Below are 25,987 nucleotides of genomic sequence, written 5' to 3' on the forward strand. Positions count from 1 at the left end.
GGGAATCGCATGATGCAGGAGCGGCAGGAGGCGATCTATCGCGGCATGGACAAAGCCGTGCTGGATGCCGCCTACAACAATACGCTGGCGGTACGCGACAGCGCGCTGCTGCTCCAGGGTTTCGACGCGCGCAGTGCCGCCCTGCGCGAAAGGCATCCGGCACATCTGGACCTGCGCTACGGGAACGCGCCGCGCAACCGTATCGACTACTTTGCAGCAGACCGTCCGGGGCCGCTGCTGGTGTTCATCCATGGCGGCTACTGGCAGATGCGCGCCAAGGAAACCTTCAGCTTCATCGCCGAAGGACCGTTGGCGCACGGCTTCCATGTGGCGCTGATCGGCTATACGCTGGCGCCCGAACAAAACCTGACAGGTATTGTGCGCGAAGTGCGCGAGGGGCTGGCCTGGTTGCGCGAGCATGCACCGGCGCTGGGTGGCGATGCGTCTCACATGTTCATATCCGGCTGGTCCGCCGGCGGCCATCTGACCGCGATGTGTCTCGATGAACCGGGTGTGGCGGGTGGTGTGGCGATCAGCGGCATTTACGATCTCGAGCCGATCCGCCTGTGCTATCTGAACGAAAAACTGAGCTTGAGCGACGAGGAAGAGCGGATGCTGAGTCCCTTGCGTCTGCCGCCAAGTGCGCGACCGCTCGTGCTCGCATATGGTTGTGGCGAACTGGATGAATTGCAGCGGCAATCCACATCGTTCGCCTCGTTACGGCAGGCTCTTCCCGGCAGTCTGTTGCCCTTGCCCGAACATAACCACTTCACTATCCTGAACGAACTGGCTTCCGCGCAAGGGGCCATCATGCGGTCGCTGACGGCGTTGCGTGACGAACGGTATTGATCAGATGGTCATGTCTTCCGAATGAAAGCGCTGCCGGTAATCGCCAGGACTGATGCCCAGGCGCTTGCCGAATATGCGGCGGAAGGTTGAGGCATTGCCGAAACCGCAGCGGCGCGCAATTTCCGTCAGCGGCAGGTCGGTCGCTTCGAGCTGATGGCGTGCGGCATCGATGCGCGCGTCGTTGACGAAGTTCATCACGGTCATGCCGCATTCCTGCTTGAAGATGCGCGACAGGTGGCGTGCGCTCATCTGCATTTTTCCGGCGATGGATGGCAGCGTCAGTTCGCTTTCCAGGTTGCCGAGGATATAGCCCTGCACGGCCGCGGTCGGCGTGTCGCTTTCGACCTGCAGGTCGAGCAGCGGACTGAACTGCGACTGGCCGCCGGCACGGCGCAGATAGACGATCAGGTACTTTGCCACATCGACCGCCATCTTCTTGCCGAAATCTTCCTCGATCAGCGCCAGCGACAGGTCGATGCCGGCCGTCACGCCGGCGGTGGTATAGAGCGCACCATCCTTGACGTAAATCCGATCCGGTTCGATCGTGGCCTTGCGGAACATGGCGGCGAGCCGTGCCGCATCCATCCAGTGTGTGGTGACGGTGCGGCCATTGATCATGCCGGCGGCGCCGAGCGCGAACACGCCGTTGCAGATGGCGCCGATGCGGCGACAGTTCTCGCCCTGCGCGGCGAGCCAGTCGGTCAGGGTGGTGTCTTCGAGGATGTCGAACACGCCAAGCCCACCCGGCACGATCAGCGTATCGAAATGCGGACAGGGATCGAAGATGGTGCGGTCGGGCGAAATGGTGAGTCCGCTCGACGACTGGATCGGGCCGCGCGTGGTGCCGACGGTCAGGATTTCGTATTCGCCGACCTCCTTACCGAGCACCTTGACTTCGGCAAAGGCGTCGCTCGGCGCGGCGATGTCGAGCATCTGGAAGCGCGGGAATACCAGGAGTCCGACGGTGATCTTGCGCATGCTGGTGAAAAGTGCGAAAAGGAATGGCGATCATAGCAAACCGTCCGGCGAGGTGGGCGCCGGGCGGTGCTGGTGCGGGACGTGCTCAGACTGCCTGTTGTGCGTGCAGGGCGGCGATCTGCTCGTCGCTGTAGCCGAGCCGTTTCAGCACTTCGTCCGTATGCTCGCCGAGCAGCGGCGATGCCTTGATCTCGGGCGTGAGTTCCGAGAACTTGATCGGGCTGCCGACGGTCAGGTACTTGCCGCGTTCCTTGTGCTCGACTTCGACGATGGAGCCGCTCTTGCGCAGCGACTCGTCCTCGGCGATTTCCTTCATCGACAGCACCGGCGCGCACGGGATGTCGAACTTGCGGAAGATATCGACTGCCTCGAACTTGGTCTTGTCCTTGATGAAGTCCTCAATGAAGGCAAAGATGTCGAAGATCTTGTCCTGTCGCGCGATGGGCGTGTTGTAGGCCGGGTCGTCTATCCATTCTTCCTTGCCCAGCGCCTTGCAGATCTGTCCCCACGCATGGCTCTGGATGGTGAAGTAGATATAGGCATTGGGATCGGTTTCCCAGCCCTTGCACTTCAGCACCCAGCCTGGCTGACCGCCGCCGCCGGCATTGCCGCCGCGCGGCACGACGTCGGTGAACTTGCCGTTCGGGTACTGCGGATACTCTTCGAGGAAGCCGACCTTGTCGAGGCGTTGCTGGTCGCGCAGCTTGACGCGCGTGAGGTTGAGCACGGCGTCCTGCATCGAGGCAGAGACCTTCTGGCCACGTCCGGTTTTCTGGCGGCCCATCAGCGCGGTCAAAATGCCGATGGCAAGGTGCATGCCCGTGTTGGAGTCGCCGAGCGCCGCGCCGCTGACGGTCGGCGGACCGTCCCAGAAGCCGGTGGTGGAGGCTGCGCCGCCTGCGCATTGCGCGACGTTCTCATAGACCTTGAGGTCTTCGTAATGGTGGCCCTCCGAGAAGCCCTTGACCGATGCCAGGATCATGCGCGGATTCAGTTCCTGGATGCGTTCCCACGAAAAGCCCATGCGATCCAGCGCGCCGGGCGCAAAATTCTCGACCAGCACGTCGGATTCGCGGATCAGCTTTTCCAGCACTTCCTTGCCTTCCGGTTTCTTGGTATCCAGCGTCAGCGATTTCTTGTTGCTGTTCAACATGGTGAAGTAGAGCGCATCCACGCCCGGAATGTCGCGCAGCTGCGAGCGCGTGACGTCGCCCGCGCCCGGACGTTCGATCTTGATGACGTCGGCGCCGAACCACGCCAGCATCTGCGTACACGCGGGGCCGGCCTGCACGTGCGTAAAGTCGATGATCTTGATTCCTTCCAGTGGCATGCTCATGTCTGAAGTCCTTTTTTCACGAAATGGTGGACGCACGCATGGCTGTTTCTGATGCATGGGACAAGTCCCTGATCGGCCATGCCGTATGTGCGGATGCCAGCGGCTTGCCGGTTGCCGGCTATGCCTGTATCGCTGGTCCGGACTGATTCTGCGCGGGCTTTTCGGGTGTTTCCACGCCTATTTTTCGCTTGGCTGACGATGCGGAAGTGATGTCGGAAATGGGAAGGATGCATGTCCTTATTCTTATGAAAGGCAAAATAGTGACATGCCTTCCATGGCGGTTTTTTCCGGTTGACGGGACTGAGGAAAGGATGGCGAGGACGGCGAGGTGGCCGTCGCAGCGAAAGAGTGCCGCATGGAGATCGTGCGTAACGCTGTACCGCAGTTGCGCGCCTTCGTGCTCCATATTCGTCGGTCTCGATCGGCTACGCTTGAAAGTGCGGCTGAAATAAATTCATCCCGGCCTGCCGGTGACGCTGCCGCAGGTGCTGCTACGATAGGCATCCGCGCCACGCAAGCGCAACTTCGTCTTCGACCAGACCATGCTCGATACCTTGCTGACGCTTCTCATCTTCCAGACCCTGGGTGAAGGTCTGGTCTATCTTGTCGGGCTGCCGGTGCCCGGGCCGGTGATCGGTATGCTGCTCCTGCTGGGCTACCTGATCCTCCGCAAGGGGCTGGCCGACCGGCTGGCGCCTTCGGCATCGCAATTGCTGGCGCACATGGCGCTGCTGTTCGTGCCGGCGGGTGTCGGCATCAGCGTGCATTTCCATCGCATTGCCGACGAGTGGTTCGCCATCCTGGTCTCGGTGCTGGTCAGCACGCTGGTTTCCATCGTGGTGACGGCGCTGGTGATCCGCTGGCTGTCGCGCATGCGCAGGGAGGGCCGGTAATGATTCCGCACCTGGATACGCTGTGGGTCTATATGGCGGGTTCGCCGCTGCTGTGGCTGACGGCGACGCTGCTGGCCTATCGCATCGCGCTCTTCATCTACGAGCGCAGCGGCCGCAGCGGACTGGCCAATCCGGTTGCGATCTCGGTCGCCTTGCTGGTGCTGGTCCTGTTGATCACCGATACGCCGTATGCCGTGTATTTCAACGGTGCGCAGTTCGTGCACTTCCTGCTGGGGCCGGTCACGGTGGCCCTGGCGATTCCGTTGTATCACCAGCTCGCCAAGCTCAGGCGCAACTGGTTTGCGTTGCTGGCGGGAGCATTGGCTGGCGGCGTGGCGGGAATCGCATCGTCGATGAGCATTGCCTGGGCTCTTGGTGCGTCGCCGTTGACGATGCTGTCGCTTGCGCCCAAATCCGTGACCATGCCGATCGCGATGGGTGTGACCGAGAAGATCGGCGGCCTGCCGACGCTGACGGCAGTGATGGTAATGCTGACCGGCGTGTTCGGTGCCGGCGTCGCGCACTATGTATTCAAGGCATTCAAGATAGAGGACGAGGCCACCTGCGGCTTCGCGCTCGGCGCCACCGCGCACGGCGTGGGCACGGCGCGCGCGTTCCAGGTCAGCGCGGAAATGGGCGCCTTCTCCGGCTTGGCGATGGGCGTGTGCGGTATCCTGACCGCGCTGCTGCTGCCGCTGGCGCTGAAACTGTTCGGCGTGATCTGAGGCTGCGGTTCGATCTTCAGCCGAAGGCGCCGCCCGTCAGGAACAGGTCGATCGCGCGCGAGATGCTGACGAGGAAGGCGGTGATGCCGATGGCGAAGGTCAGCACCAGCAGCACGGCCACCGGCCAGCGCGAGCGCGTGGACTGGCCCGAATGCGGATTGAAGCGCGCATCCCATTTTTCGTCCGGTGTCAGGCCGATCACCAGCGCCTCGACCAGGCCGATGTAGATCGAGATCGGAAACAGCGCGAGCACGCTGATTGCCCACGAATGCGGTCCCTGCGCCACGATCACGGCGCCGATGAACAGCAGTAGCGCCAGCAGATAATTCCATGCGAGGAAATCGCGTTTTCCATACAGATAGAAGCGGTGCGCGCCGGTCCCGCCCAGGAAGATGGCGAGCAGCAGGGCGAGGATCTTGCTCTTGTGCTGACTGATGACGGCGGTGTGCGTGCTTGCGTTCATAACCCTTCCTGAGAGCGATACTGGTTGACGTCGTGGGCGCTGACGGCGCTGGCCTGGTTGCCCCAGGCGTTACGGATGTAGGTCACGACGGCGGCGATTTCCGCATCCGTCATCACCTGTCCGAACGGCGGCATGCCATAGGGGCGCGGATTGCCGCCGGTACTCGGTGCAAAGCCGCCATGCAATACCAGCCGGATCGGATTGGCCGCAATCGCCGCGGTGACCGCACGGTTGCCGGCCAGCGCCGGATACATGGCGGGCACGCCCTTGCCGGATGCCTGGTGGCAGCTTGCACACTGGTTTTCATACAGGCGCGCGCCGCTGGCGATGATCGCCTGTTTTTCATCCGGCCGCAAATTGTCCGTGGAGGCCGGCATGCCCTCACGCGCCGGCAGCGACTTCAGATAGCCAGCCATCGCCTGCACGTCTTCTTGCGTCAGGTGCTGCAGGCTGTTGGCGACGACTTCGGCCATCGGTCCGGTCACCGCGCGCTGTGGCGTGACGCCGTCGCGCAGGAAGGCGGCCACGTGCTGCGCTTCCCATGCGACTAGGCTGTCGGCATCCAGCGCCGGCGCATACCAGTTCAGCGACGGGATCAGGCCGCCGCCGAGCTCGGCCTTCGGTCCGATGCCGCCGAGGCTGTCACGCGTCGAATGACAGGCGCTGCAATGACCGAGGCCCTGCACCAGGTAGGCGCCACGGTTCCATTCCACGCTTTGCGAGCGATCGTCCACGTACTGGCCGGGGCGGAAATAGAGGGCGCGCCATGCCGCCAGCAACGCGCGGTTGTCGTAGGGCGCGCGCAGTTCGGGGGCGCGATTTTCCTGCCGGACGGCCGGCAGTGTCTGCAGCCAGGCGAAGATCGCATCCGAATCGGCACGCGTGACCCTGGTGTAGTTCGTATAGGGAAAGGCCGGGTAGAGCAGGCTGCCGTCCTTGGAACGGCCATCGTGCATGGCACGCCAGAAGTCGTCGCTGTTCCAGCTGCCGAGACCGGTTTCGGGATCGGGCGTCAGGTTGGAGGCATAGATGGTCCCGAAGGGTGTGGGAATCGCGCGTCCACCCGCATAGGCCGCGCCGCCGCGCGCGGTGTGGCAGCTCATGCAGTTGCCGACGCGCGCCAGATATTCGCCCTGTGCGAGTTGCTGCTGGCGGTCGGCGACAGGCACTGACTGCTGGTCGAGATCGGGGTTGCGGTTGGCAAGCGTCAGCCAGAGTGCGATAGCCGCGACCAGCACAAGAACAAAGGCGCCAATGCCGATGAACAGGCGCTTCATGGTCGTGCCTCCAGCGCATGCTGGCCACCGCATTCCAGCGGCAGGCTGGCGCCGGCAGGCAGGACCGCGGGCTGGCTGTCGGCCGGCACGGTCTGCGCGGACAGCCACGATGCGACAGCGCTGATGTCGGCGGCACTCAGTTTCTGCACGATCTGCGCCATGCAGTCGGGTTCGGCCGCCTTGCGCACACCGATCTTCCAGGCGCCGATCTGGCCCAGCAGATAGTCGCGCGGTAGGCCGATCAGGCCCGGCACGGCCGGTGCCAGGCCCGTCATGCGTGCGCCGTGACACGCGATGCAGGCCGGAATGCCGTTGGCAGCGTCGCCCGCATGCACGAGCTGGCGGCCGCGTTCGAGTTCGGCGGCGCTGGCGCGGCTCGGTTGCGGTGCCGGGTAGGGCGGGTGCTGGTCGGCGAAGTATTGCGCGATCTCGCGCAGGTAGGCGTCGGACAGGTTGTCCAGCATCGCCGTCATGATCGGATAGTGGCGCTTGCCGTCGCGAAAATTGACGAGCTGGTTGTACAGGTAGGCGGCCGGCTTGCCGGCGATGCGCGGGTAATAGCCGTCGCTGGCGGCGCGACCTTCCTTGCCGTGGCAGACCGTGCAGGCGGCCACGCGCTGCGCGATGGTATCCGGCACGGCGCTGGTCTGCGCGCGTGCGGGGCTTGCCAGCATCGCGGCAAGCAACAGCAGCAGGGGGAACAGCAGGCGCGCCGGCGGTAGCGGCGCAAGGGCGAAATGCAGGGGAAAGATGTCGCGCATGGTCGTCTCAATCTGTTCCTGGATGCTGCATGGTCCGAGGATCGTCGTCCGGATTGTGCCCTGTTTTTGGGCGCGCTCATAGTCTCAGCGGCAGGCGCACGACGCGCTGTACTGTATTCGCGCGATGGCAGCGGGCTGCATTACAATGACGGGTGAAGCAGTCCAAGACAACCGCTGGCCGTCATTTCGGTGACGACGGGAGGAAGGTCCGGACTCCATAGAGCAGGGTGACGGCTAACGGCCGTCCGCCGTGAGGCGAGGAACAGGGCCACAGAGACGAGTCTTTGGGACCGGGGAGGGCGAAAGCCGCTCCCTGCGTTACAAAGGGTGAAACGCGGTAACCTCCACCTGGAGCAATTTCAAATAGGCACGCGATGATGCTGCTCGCGGAGCGTGCGGGTAGAAAGCTTGAGCCGTGGAGCAATTCACGGCCTAGAGGAATGGTTGTCATAGCGGCCCGGCTTGCCGGTCCGCCGTAACAGAATCCGGCCTACCGGTCTGCTTCACCTATTTTTATTGGCGCTTGCGGGCGCCATTTCTTTGTGTGGCCGAAGAAGTTCGGCCGGCATGCTGTGGCCGGCAAGGCCGTGTGACCGCATGTCGGCGACGTGATATAACGGCGACATGATTCCTGGCCTACGGAGGTCGATCATGTACATCCTGCGTTTCCTGCTGCTGGCGGCATGCGTACTACCGGCCAGCCTGCATTCTTCTCCTGCAGTTGCAGCGGACATCTATCGCTGGGTCGATGAGGATGGCCGTACCCATGTATCGGACACGGTGCCGGCACGCTATCGCAGCGCGGCGACGCGGGTCGATACGAGTGCGGCCGATGTCTCCGAGCAGGACCGGAATGCGGCGCGGCAACGTGCCGAGCGTGAACGCCAGCAGCTCGAGGCGCAGCGCGCGGCGGCGCGCAAGGCGCAGGCCGATGCGGCACCGGCCGTGCCGCAGGGCGCAGGCGAACTGACAGTGCCACAGGAAGATGCCTGCACAGCCAAGTGGCGCGCCTATCGCGAAAGCCAGGAATGTTTCGCGCCCTACATCAACGGCGCGCAGAAGCATGGACATGCGCATCTCAGCGAAGAGGCATTCAAGTATTGCAAGCCGGTGACCGATCCTTCCGCGGAGTGCGGCGCGGCGCCGGATATGCGCTGAGTTTTCCTGAACCGCTCCTGATCTGCATGCCGGCTGCGACCGGTGATTTGTAACGCGGCCGCTTCGACGCTCTGTTTCCTCTCCCGGAAACGCGAGAATTGTCGCTTTCCCTTCCTTTCGACGCCGCGTTCCCGGCGCTGCCCCGCATCCAGCCTTCATCTCCAAACTTTTGTAAGCCAAACACATGTGTTTAGCTGATGCGTCACTTTCACTATGTGCGATAAGTACTTAATTCTTTAAGTAATTTCTACTTAAAGTTGCGCGAACGTAATGCGCTAAGTCCTTGACTTCATTGAAAAAAATCTTGTTTTTACCCCTGAAATTCGCTTGACCGGCCATGAGCCATCCTCTAAAGTGGGCGACAGTGTGAAAAAGTGTCTATTTGTGGGTTTTTGGGCCGCAGCCAGCACACGATTTCACCAGGACAGTGCAGACTACAACAAAGGATTTCAGGGTGTTCCAGGGCGCTTCTTCTCTCAATCTCGATGCCAAGGGCCGGATGACGATTCCGGCGCGGCATCGCGACGCATTGCAATTGCAATGCGAGGGACGCCTCACCCTGACCAAGCATCCGGATGGCTGCCTGCTGCTCTTCCCGCGTCCCGTGTGGGAAGGCCGCCGCGAGGAAATCGCCAAGTGGCCGATTTCCGCTCGCGCCTGGCAGCGCATCTTCCTCGGCAATGCTTCCGACGTCGAATTCGATACCGCAGGCCGCATCCTGATCGCGCCCGAGCTGCGCACGGCGGTGGGCCTGACGCGCGACATCATGCTAATGGGCATGGGCAGCCATTTCGAGATATGGGATGCGGCCAAGCTGGCTGAAAGCGAATCGGATGCGATCGCCGCCGGCGTGCCCGATGTACTCAACAATTTTTCCTTCTGACGCCCGTGACGAATGTAGAAGCGGTGCCGCCTTACCAGCACCGGACAGTCCTGTTGAATGAAGCGGTCGAGGCGTTGGCGCTGGAAGACGATCGCAGGCAGGGCATCTTCGTTGACGGCACCTTCGGGCGTGGCGGTCACAGCCGGTTGATCCTGCAGCGGCTGGGCGAGCGCGGCCGGCTGCTGGCGTTCGACAAGGATACGTATGCGATCGCGAATGCGGCATCGATCGACGATGCGCGTTTCGAGATCGTGCACGACAGTTTCGCGACGCTGGCAGAGGCCTTGTCGGCGCGCGGCATAGCGCAGTTGGATGGGGTGCTGCTGGATCTCGGCATTTCGTCGCCGCAGGTGGACGACGCTGCACGGGGCTTCAGCTTTCGCGCGGATGGACCGCTGGACATGCGCATGGATACCACGCGCGGCATGTCGGCAGCGGAATGGCTGGCAACGGAAACCGAACAGAAAATCGAGAAAGTGATACGGGATTATGGGGAAGAACGGTTTGCTTTTCAGATTGCAAAGGCGATTGTTGCTCGCCGGGCAGTCGAGCCAATTTCAAGCACACGACAGCTTGCCGAGATCGTGGCAAACGCCGTCAAAACTCGCGAGAAAGGCAAAGACCCGGCAACTCGCACCTTTCAGGCTATCCGGATTTTCATCAATCAGGAGCTTGAAGAACTCGAAGTAGCGCTGGCAGCGGCGTTCAGGCATCTGGCGCCGCACGGGAGACTGGTGGTGATCAGCTTTCACTCGCTCGAAGATCGTATCGTCAAGCAGTTCATGGCGGGCAAGGCCAGGGTGGCCCAGCCCGACCGTCGCCTGCCGATCCGCGCCGCCGACCTGCCGCAGCCCGAAATGAAACTGCTCGGACGCATCAGGCCTTCCGACGACGAAGTCCGCGACAATCCGCGCGCGCGTTCCGCCGTGATGCGCATCGCCGAGCGCCTGGCGCCGGCTGGAGTGCTGCAGTGAGCGGCCGCATCGCCTTCGTCCTGACCGCGCTGCTGGTGCTGTGCGCACTGTCGGTGGTCAATGCGCATTACCAGTCGCGCAGCCTGTTCATCGCGCTCGAACGCGAACAGGCCAAGGCGCGCCAGCTCGAGATCGAATGGTCGCAACTGCAGCTCGATCAATCGACGCTGGGCGTGCATGCGCGCATCGAAGCCAACGCGCGGCGCGATCTGCGCATGGTGCCGGTGGCGCCGTCCAGCACGCAATATCTGTCGGTGGGGCAGCCATGAGCCGCATGGGCAAAGGCGTTCCTTACGTATCTAGCCCGGTGCTGGCGGCCAAGCTGCCGGCCTGGCGCTCGCGCGTGGTGCTGTTCCTGATCTTCGCCGCGTTCGCCACGCTGGCCGGCCGCGCGCTGTGGCTGCAGGGCATGTCCACCGATTTCCTACAGAAGCAGGGCGCTTCGCGCTATACGCGCACGCTGGAACTGCCGGCCACGCGCGGCAAGATCACCGACCGCAACGGTCAGGTGCTGGCATCCTCGCTGCCGGTGCGCGCGATCTGGGCGATTCCGGAAGACGTGATGGAAGCGCCCAAGGACAAGCTGCGCCAGCTCGCCAAGCTGCTCGACATGAGCGAGAAGGACCTCTATCGCCGCCTCGATTCGGACCGTACCTTCGTCTATCTGAAGCGCCAGGTCGAGATGGACATCGTCGAGATGGTGCAAAAGCTCGAGATCGCCGGCATCAACACCCGCAAGGAATACAAGCGCTTCTATCCGGAAGGCGAGGCGATGGCGCACATCGTCGGCTTCACCAACGTCGAGGACAAGGGCCTCGAAGGCATGGAGCTGGCCTATCAGCAGACGCTGGCCGGCACGCCGGGCAGCCGCCGCGTGATCCGCGACCGCCTGGGCCGCGTGGTCGAGGATATCGAGGCGATCCGCGAACCGCATGACGGCGCCGACCTCGCGCTGTCAATCGACAGCAAGCTGCAGTACATCGCCTTCTCGAACCTGAAGGCGGCGGTCGAGGCCAACAAGGCCAAGGCCGGTGGCATCGTGATCCTGGACGCCAAGACCGGCGAGATCCTGGCGCTGGCCAACCTGCCGACCTACGATCCCAACGACCGCCGCAAACTGACGGGCGCGCAACTGCGCAACCGCGTGCTGACCGATACCTTCGAGCCGGGCTCCACGCTCAAGCCCTTCACGGTCGCGCTCGGTCTGGAAAAGCGCATCGTCACGCCCAATACCATGATCGATACCGCGCCCGGCCGCATGACGATCGGCACCGCCACCATCGGCGACGCGCACTCGATCGGACTGGCGTCGGTATCGCAGGTGATCGAGAAGTCGTCCAACATCGGCACCGCCAAGATCGCGCTGCAGATGCCGCCGCAGGACATGTGGGACCTGTTCACCTCGGTCGGTTTCGGCCAGCAGCCGAAGATCGGCTTCCCCGGCGCGGTGGCCGGCCGCGTTCGTCCCTACAAGTCGTGGCGTCCGATCGAGCAGGCGACCATGAGCTACGGTCACGGCATTTCACTGTCGCTGCTGCAGATCGCCCATGCTTACATGATCTTTGCGCGTGACGGCGAAATGATTCCGCTGACGCTACAGCGCTCGACCGACCAGCCGATCGCGCAGCGCGTGCTGTCCGAAAAGACCGCGCGCGAAATGCGCAGCATGCTCGAAATGGCAGCCGGTCCGCACGGCACCGCGCCGCAGGCACAGGTACCCGGCTACCGCGTCGGCGGCAAGACCGGCACCGCCTACAAGCTCGAGAACGGCAAGTACGTGAAGAAATACGTGGCGTCTTTCGTCGGCTTCGCGCCGGTGTCCGATCCGCGCATCATCGTCGCCGTCATGATCGACGAGCCGAGCGCCGGCCGCCACTACGGCGGTTCGGTCGCGGGTCCGGTGTTCTCGTCGGTCACGGCCAGCGCGCTGCGCGCCATGAACGTGGCGCCGGATTCCAGCGTGACCAACATCATCATTCCGGCCGAGCCGCTGCAGGAGGTGCTGTGATGACGGCGTCTGTCATGATCGCGCTCGACGACATCCTGGCCTGGCTGCAAACGCAGGCGCCCGACGCGCAGCTGAGCGCCGACTCGCGCCGCATCGCGGCCGGCGACGTGTTTGTCGCCTATGCGGGTGACGAGGCTGACGGCCGCAACTACATCGGCGACGCCGTCGAACGCGGTGCGCGGGCGGTGCTGGTTGACGACGGCGCGGAAGAACTGTTCACGGCGACAGTCGATGTGCCGCATCTGACCGTTGCGCAACTGAAGGAACGCGCCGGCGAGATCGCCGCCGCCTGGTACGGTCATCCGGACCGTGAGATGCTGAGCGTGGCCGTCACCGGCACCAACGGCAAGACCTCGTGCTCGCAATGGCTGGGCAGCGCGCTGTCGCGCCTGGGACGCCCGACCGCCGTCATCGGCACGCTTGGCATCGGCATCTTCCGTGCCGGCCAGGCCGGTCAGTTCAATGCTACCGGTTACACCACGCCGGACGCGGTGCAGCTGCAGCGCGCCCTGGCCGAACTGCGCAAGAACGGCGCGACCGCGCTGGCGATCGAGGCGTCCTCGATCGGCCTGCACCAGAAGCGCATGGCCGGCATGCATGTGGACACCGCGCTGTTCACCAATTTCACGCGCGACCATCTCGATTACCACGGCGACATGGCGGCCTACGAGGAAGCCAAGACGGCACTGTTCGACTGGCCCGGCCTGCGTCACGCCGTCGTTAATCTCGACGATGCGATGGGCCGCCGGTTGGTGGAGCGTCTGCGCCGGACACGCAGCGAGGTGGTCGTGACCGGCTACGGTCTGTCGGGCCAGGCATCCGAGGGCATTGCCGTGCTGCAGGCGAGCGACGTGCGCAGCAGCCAGTCCGGTACCGTGTTCCAGCTGCGCTTCGGCAGCGAACGCAGCCAGGTGCGCACGCAACTGGTCGGCGATTTCAACGTCAGCAATGTGCTCGGTATCGTCGGCGTGCTGCTCTCCAACGGCATTGCCTGGCGCGATGCGATCGATGCGGTCGAGGCACTGCAGGCCGTGCCCGGCCGCATGCAGCAGCTCGGTGGCAACGATGCGCCGCTGGTGGTCATCGATTATGCGCACACACCGGATGCACTGGAAAAAACACTGGCGACGCTGCGGCTGGTAGCCGAGGAACGCGGCGGCGCGCTGTGGTGCGTGTTCGGCTGCGGTGGCGACCGTGATCCGGGCAAGCGCCCGCAGATGGGACGCGCCGCAATGGCGGCCGACCATGTGGTCGTCACCTCTGACAATCCGCGCCACGAAGAACCGGACGCCATCATCGCGCAGATCGTCGCCGGCATCGAAGCGGAAAAGAACGCCATGCAAGGCGACCTGCACATCATCGAGGACCGCGCCACCGCGATCCTGTGGGCATGCCGCAATGCGACGCGGCAGGACGTGATCCTGCTGGCCGGCAAGGGCCACGAAAGCCATCAGGAAATCAAGGGCCGCAAGCTGCCTTTCCTCGATGCCGATCATGCGGCGCTGGCGCTGTCGTCGCGCGCCATGCAGGGAGCGCACGGATGAAATCGACGCTGCGCACATTGCAACCCTGGGTCGCCGGCGCGACGCTGACGGGCGATGCCACCTTCGACGGCATCTCGACCGACAGCCGTGCGGCGGCTGCCGGCAACCTGTTTGTTGCGTTGCGCGGCGAGCGTTTCGATGCACACGACTTCCTGCCGCAATTGGCGGAGCGCGGCATCGCGGCGCTGGTGGTCGAACGCCTGCCGGATGACGTCAAGCTGCCGGCTCTGGTCGTGCCTGACACGCGCCGCGCCCTTGGCGAGATCGCGCATGGCTGGCGTGCGCAGTTCGCGCTGCCGCTGATCGGCGTAACTGGCAGCAATGGCAAGACCACGGTCAAGGAAATGATCGCGGCAATCCTTGAAGCCGCTTTCGGCGCGGATGCGCATCTGGCGACGCGCGGCAACTTCAACAACGACATCGGCGTGCCGCTGACGCTGTTGCGCCTGAACGAAGCCCACAAGGCGGCGGTGGTCGAACTCGGCATGAATCATCCGGGCGAGATCGCGCTACTGTCGGCGATCGCGCGGCCGACGGTCGGTCTCGTCAACAACGCGCAGCGCGAGCATCAGGAATTCATGGCCAGCGTGGAAGCGGTGGCGCAGGAAAACGGCGCGGTGATCCAGTCGCTGCCGGCCGACGGCGTGGCCGTGTTTCCGGCCGACGACGCCTATACATCTCTGTGGCGCGGCTATGCGGCGCATTGCCGCGCGCTGACCTTCGGCCTCGATGAACAAGCCGACGTGCGTTGCACGCATGAGGCGCATGCCTTCGGCAGTACGTTGCAGGTCACCGCAGGCACGCAGCACTTCACGATCGAACTGGCAGCGGCCGGCCTGCACAACGTGCGCAATGCGCTGGCGGCGATCGCCTGTGCGCTGGCGATCGAGGTGCCGGTTGACGCCGTCGTGCGCGGCCTGCAGGCATTCGCGCCGGTTAGCGGCCGCCTGCAACGCAAGACTGCACCGAACGGCGCGCTGGTCATCGACGACACCTACAACGCCAATCCGGATTCGGTACGCGCCGCCATCGATGTGCTGGCGCAGGCGGCATCGCCGCGCATCCTGGTGCTGGGCGACATGGGCGAGGTCGGCAACGACGGCCCGCAGTACCACGAGGAAGTCGGCAGCTACGCGCGCGCGCGGGGCATCGATCGCCTGCTGACGCTGGGCGAACTGACGCCGCATGCGAACAAGGCATTCGGCGCAGGCGCCGCGCACTACGACGACGTCGATCAGCTCAACGGCGCACTGGACGGATTTTTCAACAACGAGACAACAGCGCTGGTCAAGGGATCGCGTTTCATGAAGATGGAACGCGTGGTGCAGCATTTGCTCGGTCAACATACTCAGGAAGGCCACTAACATGCTGCTCTGGCTGGCACAGCTTCTCCAGGATCACATCGGCCCGATGCGGATCTTCAACTTCATCACTTTCCGCGCCGTGTTCGCGACGCTGACGGCGCTGGCGATCGGCCTGTTTGCCGGTCCGGCCGTGATCCGCATGCTGACGCGTCTGAAGGTCGGACAGGCAGTGCGCACCAACGGTCCGCAGACGCACCTGATCAAGAGCGGCACGCCGACCATGGGCGGTGCGCTGATCCTGCTGGCGATCGGCATCGCGACGCTGCTGTGGACCGACCTGTCCAACCGCTTCATCTGGGTGGTGCTGATCGTCACGCTGGGTTTCGGCGCGATCGGCTGGGTCGATGATTACCGCAAGGTGGTCTATAAGGATCCGAAGGGCATGTCGTCCAAGGAGAAGTATTTCTGGCAGTCGGTGATCGGCCTGTTCGCCGCGGTCTATCTGGCGTTCTCGGTCTCGGCACCGAGCAATGCGCAGGTCATCGACCTGTTCGTGGCCTGGGTGCAGTCGGGCTTCAGCATGGACCTGCCGCCCAAGGCCGACCTGATCGTGCCGTTCTTCAAGACCATCAGTTATCCGCTTGGTGTGTGGGGCTTCATCGCGCTGACGTACTTCGTCATCGTTGGGACCAGCAACGCAGTCAACCTGACCGACGGTCTCGACGGCCTGGCGATCATGCCGACCGTGATGGTCGGCACCGCGCTCGGCCTGTTCGCCTACCTGACCGGCAGCGCGATCTATTCGCAATACCTGTTCATACCGCACATCAAGGGCGCGGGCGAACTGCTGATCTTCTGCGGCGCGATGTCCGGCGCGGGCCTTGCCTTCCTGTGGTTCAACGCGCATCCGGCGCAGGTCTTCATGGGCGATGTCGGCGCGCTCGCGCTCGGTGGCGCGCTCGGCACCATCGCCGTCATCGTGCGCCAGGAGATCGTGTTGTTCATCATGGGTGGCATCTTCGTGGTCGAGACGCTGTCGGTGATGCTGCAGGTGAGCTACTTTAAGTACACAAAAATGCGTACCGGCACCGGCAAGCGAATCCTGCTGATGGCGCCGCTGCATCACCATTTCGAACAGAAGGGCTGGAAGGAAACACAGGTGGTGGTCCGCTTCTGGATCATCACGATGATGCTGGTGCTGTTCGGTTTGTCCACGTTGAAACTCCGTTGAAGAAGCAAGAGCGATGAATTACGCAGGCAGGCATTTTCTGGTGATGGGTCTCGGCGAGTCGGGACTGGCGATGGCGCAGTGGCTGAACCGCTGCGGCGCCACGCTGCGCGTCGCCGATACGCGCGCGCAGCCGGAACGCCTGGCGCAGCTGCGCACGCTGGTGCCCGATGCGGAATTCGTCGGCGGCGCCGTGGACGGGAAATTCGATGCCGCGCTGCTCGAAGGCATCGACACCGTTGCCGTCAGTCCAGGCCTGATGCCGGCGCGCGAACTGGCGGACATCGTCCCGGCCGCTGCCGAAAGACAGATTCCGGTCTGGGGCGAGATCGAACTGTTTGCGCAGGCGCTGGAGGCACTGAAGGAAGAGCGTGGCTATGCGCCCAAGGTGATCGCGATCACCGGCACCAACGGCAAGACCACGGTGACGAGCCTGACCGGACTGCTGTGCCGCCGCGCCGGCCTGACGGTCGAGGTCGCCGGCAACATCAGCCCCGCCGCACTGGACCGACTGTGCGCCGCGCTCGACGAAGACCGTCTGCCGCAGGCCTGGGTGCTCGAGCTGTCGAGCTTCCAGTTGCACACCACCGAATCGCTGCAGGCCGACGTTGCCACCGTGCTCAACGTGACGCAGGATCACCTCGACTGGCATGGCGACATGGAAGCCTACGCGGCCGACAAGGCGCGCATCTTCGGCGCGCACACCGTGCGCGTGCTCAACCGCGACGATGCGATGGTGATGCAGATGGCGTCGCCGCTGGCGAGCGTCGTCACTTTCGGCACCGACGAGGCGGACGCGCCCGACTGTTTCGGCCTGGCCGACGAAAACGGCATGCGTTGGCTGTCGGTCGCGGTTGCCGACGAAGATCAACAACCGAGGCGCCGCAAGAAGGAACAGGTCGAGATCGAAGTCATGACTAAGAAGCTGATGCCCGTTGACGCCTTGCACATCCGCGGCCAGCACAACGCGCTCAACGCGCTGGCGGCGCTGGCGCTGTGCCGTGCGATCGGGCTGCCGTTCGCGCAACTGCTGCACGGCCTGCGCGAGTATCGCGGCGAGCCGCACCGCGTCGAACTGGTGGCGACCATTTCCGGCACCGAATACTACGACGACAGCAAGGGTACCAACGTCGGCGCCACCGTGGCCGCGCTCAAGGGCCTGGGTGCGGGACGTGCCGGCGCTGCACCGCACCTGATCCTGATCGCGGGCGGCGACGGCAAGGGCCAGGATTTCTCGCCACTGGCCGACGCGGTCGCCAAATATGCGAAGGCCGTGCTGCTGATCGGCAAGGATGCGCCGGCCCTGCGCGCGGCGCTGGAAAACACGGGCGTGACGGCGACCGACTGCGCCACGCTGGAAGAAGCGACCGCGCAGGCAGCCGATCTGGCGGCGGGCGGGGATGCCGTATTGCTGTCGCCGGCCTGCGCCAGCCTCGACATGTTCCGCAACTACGCGCATCGCGCCGAGGTCTTCATCGACGCCGTGCGCGAGATCGCCTTGGCACGCGGGGAGGTGAGCGCATGAAGCTCGCGCTGCCATCGCTGTTCCGTTCCGCGCCGGACAAGAAGCCGGTGCCCAGCCTCGAGCAGCGCTCGAAGATGATGGCCTACGACCAGCCGCTGGTGTGGGTCGTGATCCTGCTCATGCTGTACGGCATGGTGATGGTCTATTCGGCCTCGATCGCACTGCCGGATTCGCCCAAGTACGCGCGCTACGACAATGCGCATTTCCTCGGCCGCCAGGCGATCTTCATCAGCCTCGCGCTGTTCGCCGGCCTGCTGGCTTTCCGCGTGCGCATCGAAACCTGGCAGAAGCTCGCCCCCTACCTGTTCGTGGCGACGCTGGTGCTGCTGGTGCTGGTGCTGATCCCGGGCGTGGGCAAGGGCGTCAACGGCGCGCGCCGCTGGCTGTCGTTCCATGTCTTCAACCTGCAGCCATCGGAACTGATGAAGCTGTTCGTGGTGCTGTATGCGGCCGATTACACGGTGCGCAAGCAGCAGGTCATGCACAAGCTGACCAAGGGTTTCATGCCGATGACGCTGGCGATCGCTTTCGTCGGCCTGTTGCTTCTGCTCGAACCGGACCTGGGCGCCTTCGGCGTGATCGTCTGCATCGCGATGGGCATCCTGTTCCTCGGCGGCATCAACGGCATCTGGTTCGGCGGCATCGGCGCCTCGCTGGTCGGCATCTTCACGCTCGTCATCATCGCCTCGCCGTGGCGGCGCGAACGCATCTTCGCCTACCTGAATCCGTGGGAGGAAAGCAATGCGCTCGGCAAGGCCTATCAGCTGTCGCACTCGCTGATCGCCTTCGGCCGCGGCGAACTGTTCGGCGTCGGCCTTGGCGGCAGCGTCGAGAAGCTGCACTACCTGCCGGAGGCGCATACCGACTTCCTGCTGGCCGTGATCGGCGAGGAACTCGGTTTCGTCGGCGTGCTGGCGGTGGTGGTCGCGTTCTACTGGATCATCAAGCGCGCCTTCGAGATCGGTCGCCAGGCGATCGCGATGGACCTGACCTTCGCCGGCCTGGTCGCCAAGGGCATCGGCATCTGGATCGGCGTGCAGGCTTTCATCAACATGGGCGTCAACATGGGACTGCTGCCGACCAAGGGTCTGACGCTGCCGCTGATGAGCTATGGCGGATCGGGTGTGCTGATCAACTGCATCGGGCTCGCGATTCTTCTGAGAATCGACTACGAGAATCGGGTACTCATGCGCGGAGGCCGCGTATGAAGAAGCTGATGATCATGGCAGCCGGCACCGGCGGTCACATCTTTCCCGGCCTTGCGATTGCGCAAACCATGCAGGCGCGCGGCTGGCAGGTGTCGTGGCTGGGTACGACGCACGGCATGGAGCGCGACCTGGTGCCGCAGCGCGGCATAGCGATGGACACCATCGCTTTCAGCGGCCTGCGCGGCAAGGGGCTGTCGCACACGATCAAGGGCGGGTTCCGTCTGCTGGCAAGTTTTGGCGCGTGCCGCGGCATCCTGTCGCGTCGCAAGCCGGACGTGGTGCTCGGCATGGGCGGTTACGTGACCGTGCCCGGTGGGTTGATGGCCAAGCTGCGCGGTATTCCGGTCGCGCTGCTGAATGCCGACGCGGCGCTGCTGCTGTCGAACAAGACGCTGGCGCCGATCGCGCAGCGCGTGCTGTTCGGCTTCCCCGCCGACTTCGGTGCGGCGGCGGACAAGGCCGTCGTGACCGGCAATCCGGTACGCCAGGAAATCATCGAGTCGGCACCGCCGGCGCAGCGCTATGCAGGTCGCAGCGGCCCGCTGCGCATCCTGGTGGTCGGCGGCAGCCTCGGCGCGCAGGTGCTGAACGAAACGCTGCCGGCAGCGCTGGCGTTGATCCCGGCAGGGGAGCGTCCATTCGTCACGCACCAGTCGGGCAAGAAGAATATCCATGCCTTGCGCGCCAACTACGCGCAGGCGCAGGTCGAGGCCGAAGTGCTGGATTTCATCGACGACATGCCGCGCCGTTATGCCGAGGCCGACCTCGTGATCTGCCGTGCCGGCGCGATCACGGTATCGGAACTGACGGCGGCCGGCGTGGCGAGCGTGCTGGTGCCGCTGCTGGTGTCAACCACCACGCACCAGCGCAACAACGCGCAGTGGATGGCGCAGCAGGGCGCGGCCATCCATCTGCCGCAAACGGAATTGAAGGCCCGGGCATTGGCCGAGCTGCTGCAAGGCATGACGCGTGCGCGCTGCCTGGACATGGCGGAAGCGGCTTACGCGCAGGGTCGGCGCGACGCCAACGAGGCAATCGCGAACGTGCTGGAACAACTGGTGAAAACCGCATGAAACACAAAGTCAAACACATCCATTTCGTGGGCATTGGGGGCAGCGGCATGAGCGGCATTGCCGAAGTGCTGCTCAATCTCGGCTATACGATTTCCGGCTCCGACCTCGGCAGCAACACGGCCACGCGCCGCCTGGCCGAGCTTGGCGCGACGGTGATGCTGGGCCACGCCGCCGAGAACATCGCCGGCGCCGATGCGATCGTGACCTCGACCGCCGTCAAGGCCGACAATCCGGAAGTGGTGGCCGGCCGCGAGAAGCACATCCCGATCGTGCCGCGTGCACTGATGCTGGCCGAGCTGATGCGCCTGAAGCGCGGCATCGCGATCGCCGGCACGCACGGCAAGACCACCACCACCAGCCTGGTGGCGAGCGTGCTGGCCGAAGGCGGGCTCGATCCGACCTTCGTGATCGGCGGCCTGCTCAATCGCGCCGGCGCCAACGCCAAGCTCGGCGAGGGCGACTACATCGTGGTCGAGGCAGACGAATCGGATGCGTCCTTCCTGAACCTGTCGCCCATGATCGAGGTCATCACCAACATCGATGCCGACCACATGGAAACCTACGATCACAGTTTCGACAAGCTCAAGCAGGCCTTCGTCGATTTCACGCAGCGCCTGCCGTTCTACGGTGTCGCCATGCTGTGCATCGACGATCCGACCGTGCGCGAGATCATCCCGCGCATCTCCAAGCTGGTCGTCACCTATGGCTTCCACGAGGATGCCGACGTGCGCGCCGTCGATGCGCGCGCCGTCAACGGCCACATGCAGTTCACGGTGATGCAGGACGGCTACGCGCCCATGCCGGTCAGCCTCAATCAGCCTGGCATGCACAACGTGCAGAACGCGTGCGCGGCGATCGCGATCGCGCGCGAGCTCGGCATTGCCGACAGCGCCACGCAGAAGGCCCTGAGCGAATTCAACGGCGTCGGCCGCCGCTTCACGCGCTACGGCGAAATAAGCATCAAGGATGTCAACGGAAAGCCGGCTGGCTCGTTTGCTCTGGTCGATGACTACGGTCATCACCCGGTCGAGACGGCGGCGACGTTGGCGGCAGCGCGCGGCGCTTATCCGGGCCGTCGGCTGGTGCTGGCGTTCCAGCCGCATCGCTACACACGCACGCGCGACCTGTTCGAGGATTTCGTCAAGGTATTGTCGAGCACCGATCTGCTGCTGCTGGCCGAAGTCTATGCAGCCGGCGAACAGCCGATCGTCGCCGCCGATGGCCGCACGCTCGCGCATGCGCTGCGCGTGGCGGGCAAGGTGGAGCCGGTATTCGTCGAGGACATCGCCGAGATGCCGGCGACGATCCGCAACGTGATCCGTGACGGCGATGTGCTGATCACGATGGGTGCCGGCTCGATCAGCGGCGTGCCGGGAAAAATCATGCAGGAACAACCATGAGCGCAACGGAACTGAAAAACGAATTCGGCAAGGTCGGCGTCCTGTTCGGCGGGCGCTCGGCCGAGCGCGAAGTCTCGCTGATGTCGGGCAAGGGCGTGCTGGCTGCGCTGCAGGCCAGGGGCATCGATGCGCATGCCTTCGATCCGGCCGAGCGCAGCCTGGCGGAGCTGGCGGCCGAGAGGTTCGATCGCGTCTTCATCGCGCTGCATGGCAGCTATGGCGAGGATGGCACGCTGCAGGGTGCGCTCGAGCAACTGGGCATTCCCTATACCGGCCCCGGCGTGATGGCGTCGGCGATCGCGATGGACAAGATCATGACCAAGCGCATCTGCCTGAGCCATGGCGTGCCGACGCCGGCCTTCGCCTCGCTGGACGTGGCGACGACCACGCCCGAGCGCCTGCACGAAGTGGCAGAGACCTTCGGCTTTCCGCTGATGCTGAAGGCGCCGCACGAAGGGTCAACCATCGGCATCGCGCGCGTGGAATCGGCCGCCGGTCTGAGCGAAGGGTTCGAATTGTGCGCGCAATACGACGCCGTGATCCTGGCCGAGCAGTTCGTCAAGGGACGCGAGTTGACGGTGCCGGTGATCGGCGCCGGCCGTGCCGCGCGTGCGCTGCCGATCGTCGAGATCCGCGCGCCGCAGGGCAACTATGACTACGAGCACAAGTATTTCAGCGACGACACCGAGTATCTGTGCCCGGCACCGCTCGACGAGGCCCTGACTAAACGCATCCAGGCGCTGGCGGTCGATGCCTTCAACGCGATCGGCTGCACCGGCTGGGCGCGCGTGGATTTCATGCTGCGCGAGTCGGACGACGAACCGTTCCTGCTCGAGATCAATACCTCGCCCGGCATGACTAGCCATTCGCTGGTGCCGATGTCGGCGCGCGTGGCGGGTACCGCCTACGAAGAGTTGTGCGTGGAAATCCTGCGTCTGGCGACGCTGGGATTGAAGCCGGCCGTGCCGGTGAAAGGAAAGTGACGAACCATGTGGCATGACGTCCGGATGCTCAATGCGACCGCCAACAGTCTGTTCGGGCTGGTGGTGCTGGCGCTCATGGCGTCCTGCCTGTGGTGGGTCGCGCAGCGTCCGTATTTCACGCTGGAAGTGATTCGCGTCGAAGGGGAAGGCCATGCCGCCCTGCGCCACATCAATCCGCTGACGGTGCGCAGCGCGGTGCTGGCGCGCATCAAGGGCAACTTCTTCACGGCCAACCTGGACGAGGTGCGCAAGACCTTCGAATCGGTGCCTTGGGTGCACAAGGCGACCGTGCGCCGCTCGTGGCCAAACCAGTTGATCGTGACGATCGAGGAGCATGTGCCATTGGGAACTTGGGGCGACGACGGCCGGCTGCTGTCGGTGAAGGGCGATGTGTTTGTCGCCAACCTGGCCGAGGCCGAGGAAGATGCGCAACTGCTGGCGTTCAACGGACCGGACGGCAGCGAGAAGGAAGTGGTGGCGCGGCTGCAGGACCTGAACCGCTGGTTTGCGCCGCTCAAGCTGACGGCCGAGGAACTGAACCTGTCGGACCGCTATGCATGGACGGTGCGGATGAACAATGGCATGACGATCGAGCTGGGCAGGGAAAAGACCGCGACCACGCTCAAGGAGCGCGCCGACCGGCTGGTGGCGATCTATCCGCAACTGGTGGCGCATCTGCAGGACCGGATTGAAAACATCGACATGCGTTATCCCAATGGCCTGGCCCTGCGCGCGCAGGGTCTGAACATCGGAACCAACGGCAACAAAAAGGCAAACGGAAAGACATGACAAAAGACGCGAAAAACCTGATTGTCGGGCTGGACATCGGTACCTCCAAGGTGGTGGCCGTGGTGGCGGAAGTGCTGCCCAACGGGCGCCATGAAGTGATTGGACTCGGCCAGCACGAGTCGCGCGGCCTGAAGAAGGGCGTGGTGGTCAACATCGAGGCCACGGTCGAATCCATCCAGCGCGCGCTCGAGGAAGCCGAGCTGATGGCCGACTGCAAGATCCGTCATGTCTATACGGGCATCGCCGGCAACCATATCCGCAGCTTCAATTCGAGCGGCATGGTGGCGATCAAGGAGAAGGAAGTCACGGCGACCGACGTCGCGCGCGTGATCGAAACCGCCAAGGCCGTCAACATCCCGACCGACCAGCAATTGCTGCATACGGTGCCGCAGGAATTCATCGTCGATAACCAGGAAGATGTGCGTGAACCAATCGGCATGAGCGGTATCCGACTCGAGGTCAAGGTGCACATCGTCACCGGTGCGGTGTCCGCGGTGCAGAACATCGTCAAGTGCATCCGTCGCTGCGGGCTCGAAGTGTCGGACCTGATCCTGCAGCCGATGGCATCGGCCGAAGCCGTGCTGACGCCGGACGAGAAGGAACTCGGCGTGGTGCTGATCGACATCGGCGGCGGCACAACCGACGTGGCGATCTTTACCGAAGGCGCGATCCGCCACACGGCCGTGATCCCGATCGCCGGCGACCAGATCACCAACGACATCGCGATGGCGGTGCGCACGCCGACCGCGGAAGCCGAAGAGATCAAGCTGCGTTTCGGTATGGCCAAGCAGGTGCTGGCCGATCCGGGCGAGACGATCGAAGTGCCGGGACTCGGCGATCGCGGTTCGCGCGCGCTGTCGCGCCAGGCGCTGGCGGCGGTGATCGAGCCGCGCATCGAAGAGCTGTTTTCTCTCGTGCACCAGGTGGTGCGCGAGTCGGGTTACGAGGAAGTGCTGTCGTCGGGCATCGTGCTGACGGGCGGTACCGCGCTGATGCCGGGCATGGCGGAACTCGCGGAAGACATCTTCCTCAAACCGGCGCGTCTCGGCGTGCCGGAGTACAACGGGCAGTTGGCAGATGTGGTGCGCAGTCCCCGGTACGCCACCGTGCTGGGTTTGTTGCTGGAGGCGAAGAAGCAGTACCTGCGTGGCAATCTGGTCACGCGACAGGATGGATCGGCGACGGCATTGTGGCGTCGCATGAAGGAATGGTTTCTCGGTAATTTCTGATTTTTTGTTTTTTGATTTTGTCTTAACCCCGCAGTTAGCAGTTGCTAGCCGTCACACCGCGTGATGTCTATCAACTGGAAACTGCACTATATAAAAGGAACTGTCATGGAAATCGATATGCTCGAAAATGCTTCGCAAGGGACCGTGATCAAGGTCGTCGGCGTCGGCGGCGCCGGCGGCAACGCGGTGCAGCACATGATCAACAAGGGCGTGTCCGGCGTCGAATTCATCGCCGCCAATACCGACGCCCAGGCGCTGGAACAGTCGAAGGCGCACAACGTGATCCAGATCGGCGAGACCGGCCTGGGCGCGGGCATGAAGCCGGCGGTCGGTCGCCAGCTGGCGGAGGAATCGCGTGCGCGCATCGAGGATGCACTGCGCGGTGCGCACATGGTCTTCATCGCGGCCGGCATGGGCGGCGGTACCGGTACCGGCGCCGCACCGATCGTCGCGCAGGTGGCGAAGGAACAGGGCGCGCTGACGGTGGCCGTGGTGTCCAAGCCGTTCTCGTACGAAGGCCAGAAATGCATGGACATCGCCGAGGAAGGCCTGGAAGCGCTGAGCGAACACGTCGATTCGCTGATCATCATCCTCAACGAAAAGCTCGAAGACATCTATGAGGACGACAGCATGATCGAATGGCTGCAACACGCCGATGACGTGCTCAACAATGCCGTCGCCGGTATCGCCGAGATCATCAACGTGCCGGGCCATATCAACGTCGATTTCAACGATGTGAAAACCATCATGGGCGAGCAGGGCAAGGCCATGATGGGTACGGCCACCGCGCACGGCGTCGATCGCGCACGCATTGCCGCCGAACAGGCCGTTGCCTCGCCGCTGCTGGACGGCATCGACCTGTCGGGCGCGCGCGGCGTGCTGGTCAACGTTACCGCCAGCCGCAGCCTCAAGGGCAAGGAAATCAAGGAAGTCATGGCAACCGTGCGCGCGTTTGCGGCACCCGATGCCTCGATCGCGCAAGGCATCGCCTACGACGATACGATGGGCGACGACATCCGCGTGACCGTGGTGGCGACCGGCCTGGGCCGCGCACGCAAGGGTGTGCAACTGGTGCAGACGCCAATGTTGCGCACCGGTACCCACAACGAGCCGATGATGGCCAACACCGGCATGATGCAGGGCAGCGCGCAGTCGTCTTCGTTCGAAGGCCTGAAGGCGCCGGCGGTATGGCGTCGCGAATCGGCCTCGGACACGGTCCGTGCGCTCGAAAAGAATGGCATGGAAACCTACGACATTCCGGCCTTCCTGCGCAAACAGGCCGACTGATCGGCCTGCCGCCCTGCCTGATGGCGCGGACGGTTTGACCTCGTTGTCAAACTGTCTGCAAAAATAATCAGAACAGGGCATACTTGACGTTCCACGCCGCGCCCAGTGCGCG

At 64.0% G+C, this 25,987-nt stretch carries 24 protein-coding genes and 1 other RNA gene; 20 read left to right on the forward strand and 5 right to left on the reverse strand.

The genetic code is table 11. The annotated features are described in order from the left end of the window. Positions 1–9 precede the first annotated feature (9 nt). A complete protein-coding gene (locus IEV38_RS08185; RefSeq protein WP_229728944.1) occupies positions 10–849 on the forward strand; it encodes an alpha/beta hydrolase in 840 nt (279 codons plus the stop codon). On the opposite strand, the gene IEV38_RS08190 is transcribed toward IEV38_RS08185, so the two are convergent. Beyond that, the gene (locus IEV38_RS08190) at positions 850–1,827 is read right to left on the reverse strand and encodes a GlxA family transcriptional regulator (protein WP_188395699.1); all 978 of its coding nucleotides are present in this window, start codon (positions 1,825–1,827) and stop codon (positions 850–852) included. It abuts the gene before it with no gap. A gap of 85 nt (positions 1,828–1,912) precedes the next feature. Then, complete coding sequence (gene frc, locus IEV38_RS08195; RefSeq protein ID WP_188395700.1) at positions 1,913–3,163, reverse strand: formyl-CoA transferase; 1,251 nt, start codon at positions 3,161–3,163, stop codon at positions 1,913–1,915. A 542-nt stretch (positions 3,164–3,705) separates the two neighbouring features. On the opposite strand from frc, the gene IEV38_RS08200 reads away from it, so the two are divergent. Together IEV38_RS08200 and IEV38_RS08205 are read left to right on the forward strand one after the other, a co-directional pair. Then, positions 3,706–4,056 carry a CidA/LrgA family protein gene (locus tag IEV38_RS08200; RefSeq protein ID WP_188395701.1) on the forward strand — a complete coding sequence of 117 codons (351 nt, stop codon included), beginning with the start codon at positions 3,706–3,708 and terminating at the stop codon, positions 4,054–4,056. Further along, complete coding sequence (locus IEV38_RS08205; protein WP_188395702.1) at positions 4,056–4,781, forward strand: LrgB family protein; 726 nt, start codon at positions 4,056–4,058, stop codon at positions 4,779–4,781. The genes IEV38_RS08200 and IEV38_RS08205 overlap by 1 nt, the downstream gene beginning before the upstream one ends. A gap of 16 nt (positions 4,782–4,797) precedes the next feature. Here IEV38_RS08205 and IEV38_RS08210 read toward each other — a convergent pair whose 3' ends face one another. From IEV38_RS08210 to IEV38_RS08220, 3 genes are read right to left on the reverse strand one after another with little or no spacing between them, the layout of a single operon-like run. After that, positions 4,798–5,244, reverse strand: a complete 447-nt coding sequence (locus IEV38_RS08210) for an NINE protein (protein WP_188395703.1) — start codon at positions 5,242–5,244, stop codon at positions 4,798–4,800. Beyond that, entirely contained in the window at positions 5,241–6,521 is a 1,281-nt protein-coding gene (locus IEV38_RS08215) for a c-type cytochrome (protein ID WP_188395704.1), read from the reverse strand. The genes IEV38_RS08210 and IEV38_RS08215 overlap by 4 nt, the downstream gene beginning before the upstream one ends. Beyond that, positions 6,518–7,195: a c-type cytochrome gene (locus tag IEV38_RS08220; protein WP_188396107.1), complete on the reverse strand. Its 678-nt coding sequence runs from the start codon at positions 7,193–7,195 to the stop codon at positions 6,518–6,520. The genes IEV38_RS08215 and IEV38_RS08220 overlap by 4 nt, the downstream gene beginning before the upstream one ends. Positions 7,196–7,436: 241 nt before the next feature. On the opposite strand from IEV38_RS08220, the gene rnpB reads away from it, so the two are divergent. From rnpB to ftsZ, 17 genes are all read left to right on the forward strand, one after another. Then, an RNA gene (gene rnpB / locus IEV38_RS08225) (RNase P RNA component class A) lies at positions 7,437–7,791 on the forward strand. Positions 7,792–7,933: 142 nt separating this feature from the next. Next, positions 7,934–8,440, forward strand: a complete 507-nt coding sequence (locus IEV38_RS08230) for a DUF4124 domain-containing protein (RefSeq protein WP_188395705.1) — start codon at positions 7,934–7,936, stop codon at positions 8,438–8,440. Positions 8,441–8,894: 454 nt separating this feature from the next. Further along, positions 8,895–9,323: a division/cell wall cluster transcriptional repressor MraZ gene (gene mraZ / locus IEV38_RS08235; protein ID WP_188396108.1), complete on the forward strand. Its 429-nt coding sequence runs from the start codon at positions 8,895–8,897 to the stop codon at positions 9,321–9,323. 23 nt (positions 9,324–9,346) lie between these two features. Then, positions 9,347–10,297 (forward strand): 16S rRNA (cytosine(1402)-N(4))-methyltransferase RsmH, encoded by a 951-nt coding sequence (gene rsmH, locus IEV38_RS08240; RefSeq protein WP_229728945.1) that lies wholly within the window; start codon positions 9,347–9,349, stop codon positions 10,295–10,297. Next, positions 10,294–10,566, forward strand: a complete 273-nt coding sequence (gene ftsL / locus IEV38_RS08245; RefSeq protein ID WP_188395707.1) for a cell division protein FtsL — start codon at positions 10,294–10,296, stop codon at positions 10,564–10,566. Before rsmH ends, ftsL begins: the two co-directional genes overlap by 4 nt. Positions 10,567–10,571: 5 nt before the next feature. After that, positions 10,572–12,305, forward strand: a complete 1,734-nt coding sequence (locus IEV38_RS08250; protein ID WP_229728946.1) for a peptidoglycan D,D-transpeptidase FtsI family protein — start codon at positions 10,572–10,574, stop codon at positions 12,303–12,305. After that, positions 12,305–13,849, forward strand: a complete 1,545-nt coding sequence (locus IEV38_RS08255) for a UDP-N-acetylmuramoyl-L-alanyl-D-glutamate--2,6-diaminopimelate ligase (RefSeq protein ID WP_188395709.1) — start codon at positions 12,305–12,307, stop codon at positions 13,847–13,849. The genes IEV38_RS08250 and IEV38_RS08255 overlap by 1 nt, the downstream gene beginning before the upstream one ends. Then, positions 13,846–15,213, forward strand: coding sequence for a UDP-N-acetylmuramoyl-tripeptide--D-alanyl-D-alanine ligase (locus IEV38_RS08260; protein ID WP_188395710.1), 1,368 nt, complete (start codon positions 13,846–13,848; stop codon positions 15,211–15,213). Before IEV38_RS08255 ends, IEV38_RS08260 begins: the two co-directional genes overlap by 4 nt. A gap of 1 nt (position 15,214) precedes the next feature. Continuing rightward, positions 15,215–16,384, forward strand: a complete 1,170-nt coding sequence (gene mraY / locus IEV38_RS08265; protein WP_188395711.1) for a phospho-N-acetylmuramoyl-pentapeptide-transferase — start codon at positions 15,215–15,217, stop codon at positions 16,382–16,384. A 13-nt stretch (positions 16,385–16,397) separates the two neighbouring features. Next, positions 16,398–17,906 (forward strand): UDP-N-acetylmuramoyl-L-alanine--D-glutamate ligase, encoded by a 1,509-nt coding sequence (gene murD, locus IEV38_RS08270; protein WP_188395712.1) that lies wholly within the window; start codon positions 16,398–16,400, stop codon positions 17,904–17,906. After that, the gene (gene ftsW, locus IEV38_RS08275; RefSeq protein ID WP_188395713.1) at positions 17,903–19,114 is read left to right on the forward strand and encodes a putative lipid II flippase FtsW; all 1,212 of its coding nucleotides are present in this window, start codon (positions 17,903–17,905) and stop codon (positions 19,112–19,114) included. The genes murD and ftsW overlap by 4 nt, the downstream gene beginning before the upstream one ends. After that, positions 19,111–20,187 carry an undecaprenyldiphospho-muramoylpentapeptide beta-N-acetylglucosaminyltransferase gene (gene murG, locus IEV38_RS08280; RefSeq protein ID WP_188395714.1) on the forward strand — a complete coding sequence of 359 codons (1,077 nt, stop codon included), beginning with the start codon at positions 19,111–19,113 and terminating at the stop codon, positions 20,185–20,187. The genes ftsW and murG overlap by 4 nt, the downstream gene beginning before the upstream one ends. Then, positions 20,184–21,587, forward strand: a complete 1,404-nt coding sequence (gene murC / locus IEV38_RS08285) for a UDP-N-acetylmuramate--L-alanine ligase (RefSeq protein ID WP_188395715.1) — start codon at positions 20,184–20,186, stop codon at positions 21,585–21,587. The genes murG and murC overlap by 4 nt, the downstream gene beginning before the upstream one ends. After that, the gene (locus IEV38_RS08290) at positions 21,584–22,570 is read left to right on the forward strand and encodes a D-alanine--D-alanine ligase (protein ID WP_188395716.1); all 987 of its coding nucleotides are present in this window, start codon (positions 21,584–21,586) and stop codon (positions 22,568–22,570) included. The genes murC and IEV38_RS08290 overlap by 4 nt, the downstream gene beginning before the upstream one ends. Positions 22,571–22,576: 6 nt before the next feature. Continuing rightward, a complete protein-coding gene (locus IEV38_RS08295) occupies positions 22,577–23,359 on the forward strand; it encodes a cell division protein FtsQ/DivIB (RefSeq protein ID WP_188395717.1) in 783 nt (260 codons plus the stop codon). Next, a complete protein-coding gene (gene ftsA / locus IEV38_RS08300; protein ID WP_188395718.1) occupies positions 23,356–24,588 on the forward strand; it encodes a cell division protein FtsA in 1,233 nt (410 codons plus the stop codon). Before IEV38_RS08295 ends, ftsA begins: the two co-directional genes overlap by 4 nt. A gap of 105 nt (positions 24,589–24,693) precedes the next feature. Beyond that, entirely contained in the window at positions 24,694–25,875 is a 1,182-nt protein-coding gene (gene ftsZ / locus IEV38_RS08305) for a cell division protein FtsZ (protein ID WP_188395719.1), read from the forward strand. Positions 25,876–25,987 lie beyond the last annotated feature (112 nt).

The organism is Oxalicibacterium flavum, assembly GCF_014635065.1.
GTDB classification, from domain to species: Bacteria; Pseudomonadota; Gammaproteobacteria; order Burkholderiales; family Burkholderiaceae_D; genus Oxalicibacterium; species Oxalicibacterium flavum.

What these genes read in the sequence shown, in the direction of transcription:
- IEV38_RS08185 (WP_229728944.1), top strand. Translation starts at nt 10, where the DNA reads ATGATGCAGGAGCGGCAGGAGGCGATCTATCGCGGCATGGACAAAGCC.
- IEV38_RS08190 (WP_188395699.1), bottom strand. Translation starts at nt 1,827, where the DNA reads ATGCGCAAGATCACCGTCGGACTCCTGGTATTCCCGCGCTTCCAGATG.
- frc (WP_188395700.1), bottom strand. Translation starts at nt 3,163, where the DNA reads ATGAGCATGCCACTGGAAGGAATCAAGATCATCGACTTTACGCACGTG.
- IEV38_RS08200 (WP_188395701.1), top strand. Translation starts at nt 3,706, where the DNA reads ATGCTCGATACCTTGCTGACGCTTCTCATCTTCCAGACCCTGGGTGAA.
- IEV38_RS08205 (WP_188395702.1), top strand. Translation starts at nt 4,056, where the DNA reads ATGATTCCGCACCTGGATACGCTGTGGGTCTATATGGCGGGTTCGCCG.
- IEV38_RS08210 (WP_188395703.1), bottom strand. Translation starts at nt 5,244, where the DNA reads ATGAACGCAAGCACGCACACCGCCGTCATCAGTCAGCACAAGAGCAAG.
- IEV38_RS08215 (WP_188395704.1), bottom strand. Translation starts at nt 6,521, where the DNA reads ATGAAGCGCCTGTTCATCGGCATTGGCGCCTTTGTTCTTGTGCTGGTC.
- IEV38_RS08220 (WP_188396107.1), bottom strand. Translation starts at nt 7,195, where the DNA reads ATGCTGGCAAGCCCCGCACGCGCGCAGACCAGCGCCGTGCCGGATACC.
- IEV38_RS08230 (WP_188395705.1), top strand. Translation starts at nt 7,934, where the DNA reads ATGTACATCCTGCGTTTCCTGCTGCTGGCGGCATGCGTACTACCGGCC.
- IEV38_RS08250 (WP_229728946.1), top strand. Translation starts at nt 10,572, where the DNA reads ATGGGCAAAGGCGTTCCTTACGTATCTAGCCCGGTGCTGGCGGCCAAG.
- IEV38_RS08255 (WP_188395709.1), top strand. Translation starts at nt 12,305, where the DNA reads ATGACGGCGTCTGTCATGATCGCGCTCGACGACATCCTGGCCTGGCTG.
- IEV38_RS08260 (WP_188395710.1), top strand. Translation starts at nt 13,846, where the DNA reads ATGAAATCGACGCTGCGCACATTGCAACCCTGGGTCGCCGGCGCGACG.
- mraY (WP_188395711.1), top strand. Translation starts at nt 15,215, where the DNA reads ATGCTGCTCTGGCTGGCACAGCTTCTCCAGGATCACATCGGCCCGATG.
- murD (WP_188395712.1), top strand. Translation starts at nt 16,398, where the DNA reads ATGAATTACGCAGGCAGGCATTTTCTGGTGATGGGTCTCGGCGAGTCG.
- ftsW (WP_188395713.1), top strand. Translation starts at nt 17,903, where the DNA reads ATGAAGCTCGCGCTGCCATCGCTGTTCCGTTCCGCGCCGGACAAGAAG.
- murG (WP_188395714.1), top strand. Translation starts at nt 19,111, where the DNA reads ATGAAGAAGCTGATGATCATGGCAGCCGGCACCGGCGGTCACATCTTT.
- murC (WP_188395715.1), top strand. Translation starts at nt 20,184, where the DNA reads ATGAAACACAAAGTCAAACACATCCATTTCGTGGGCATTGGGGGCAGC.
- IEV38_RS08290 (WP_188395716.1), top strand. Translation starts at nt 21,584, where the DNA reads ATGAGCGCAACGGAACTGAAAAACGAATTCGGCAAGGTCGGCGTCCTG.
- IEV38_RS08295 (WP_188395717.1), top strand. Translation starts at nt 22,577, where the DNA reads ATGTGGCATGACGTCCGGATGCTCAATGCGACCGCCAACAGTCTGTTC.
- ftsA (WP_188395718.1), top strand. Translation starts at nt 23,356, where the DNA reads ATGACAAAAGACGCGAAAAACCTGATTGTCGGGCTGGACATCGGTACC.
- ftsZ (WP_188395719.1), top strand. Translation starts at nt 24,694, where the DNA reads ATGGAAATCGATATGCTCGAAAATGCTTCGCAAGGGACCGTGATCAAG.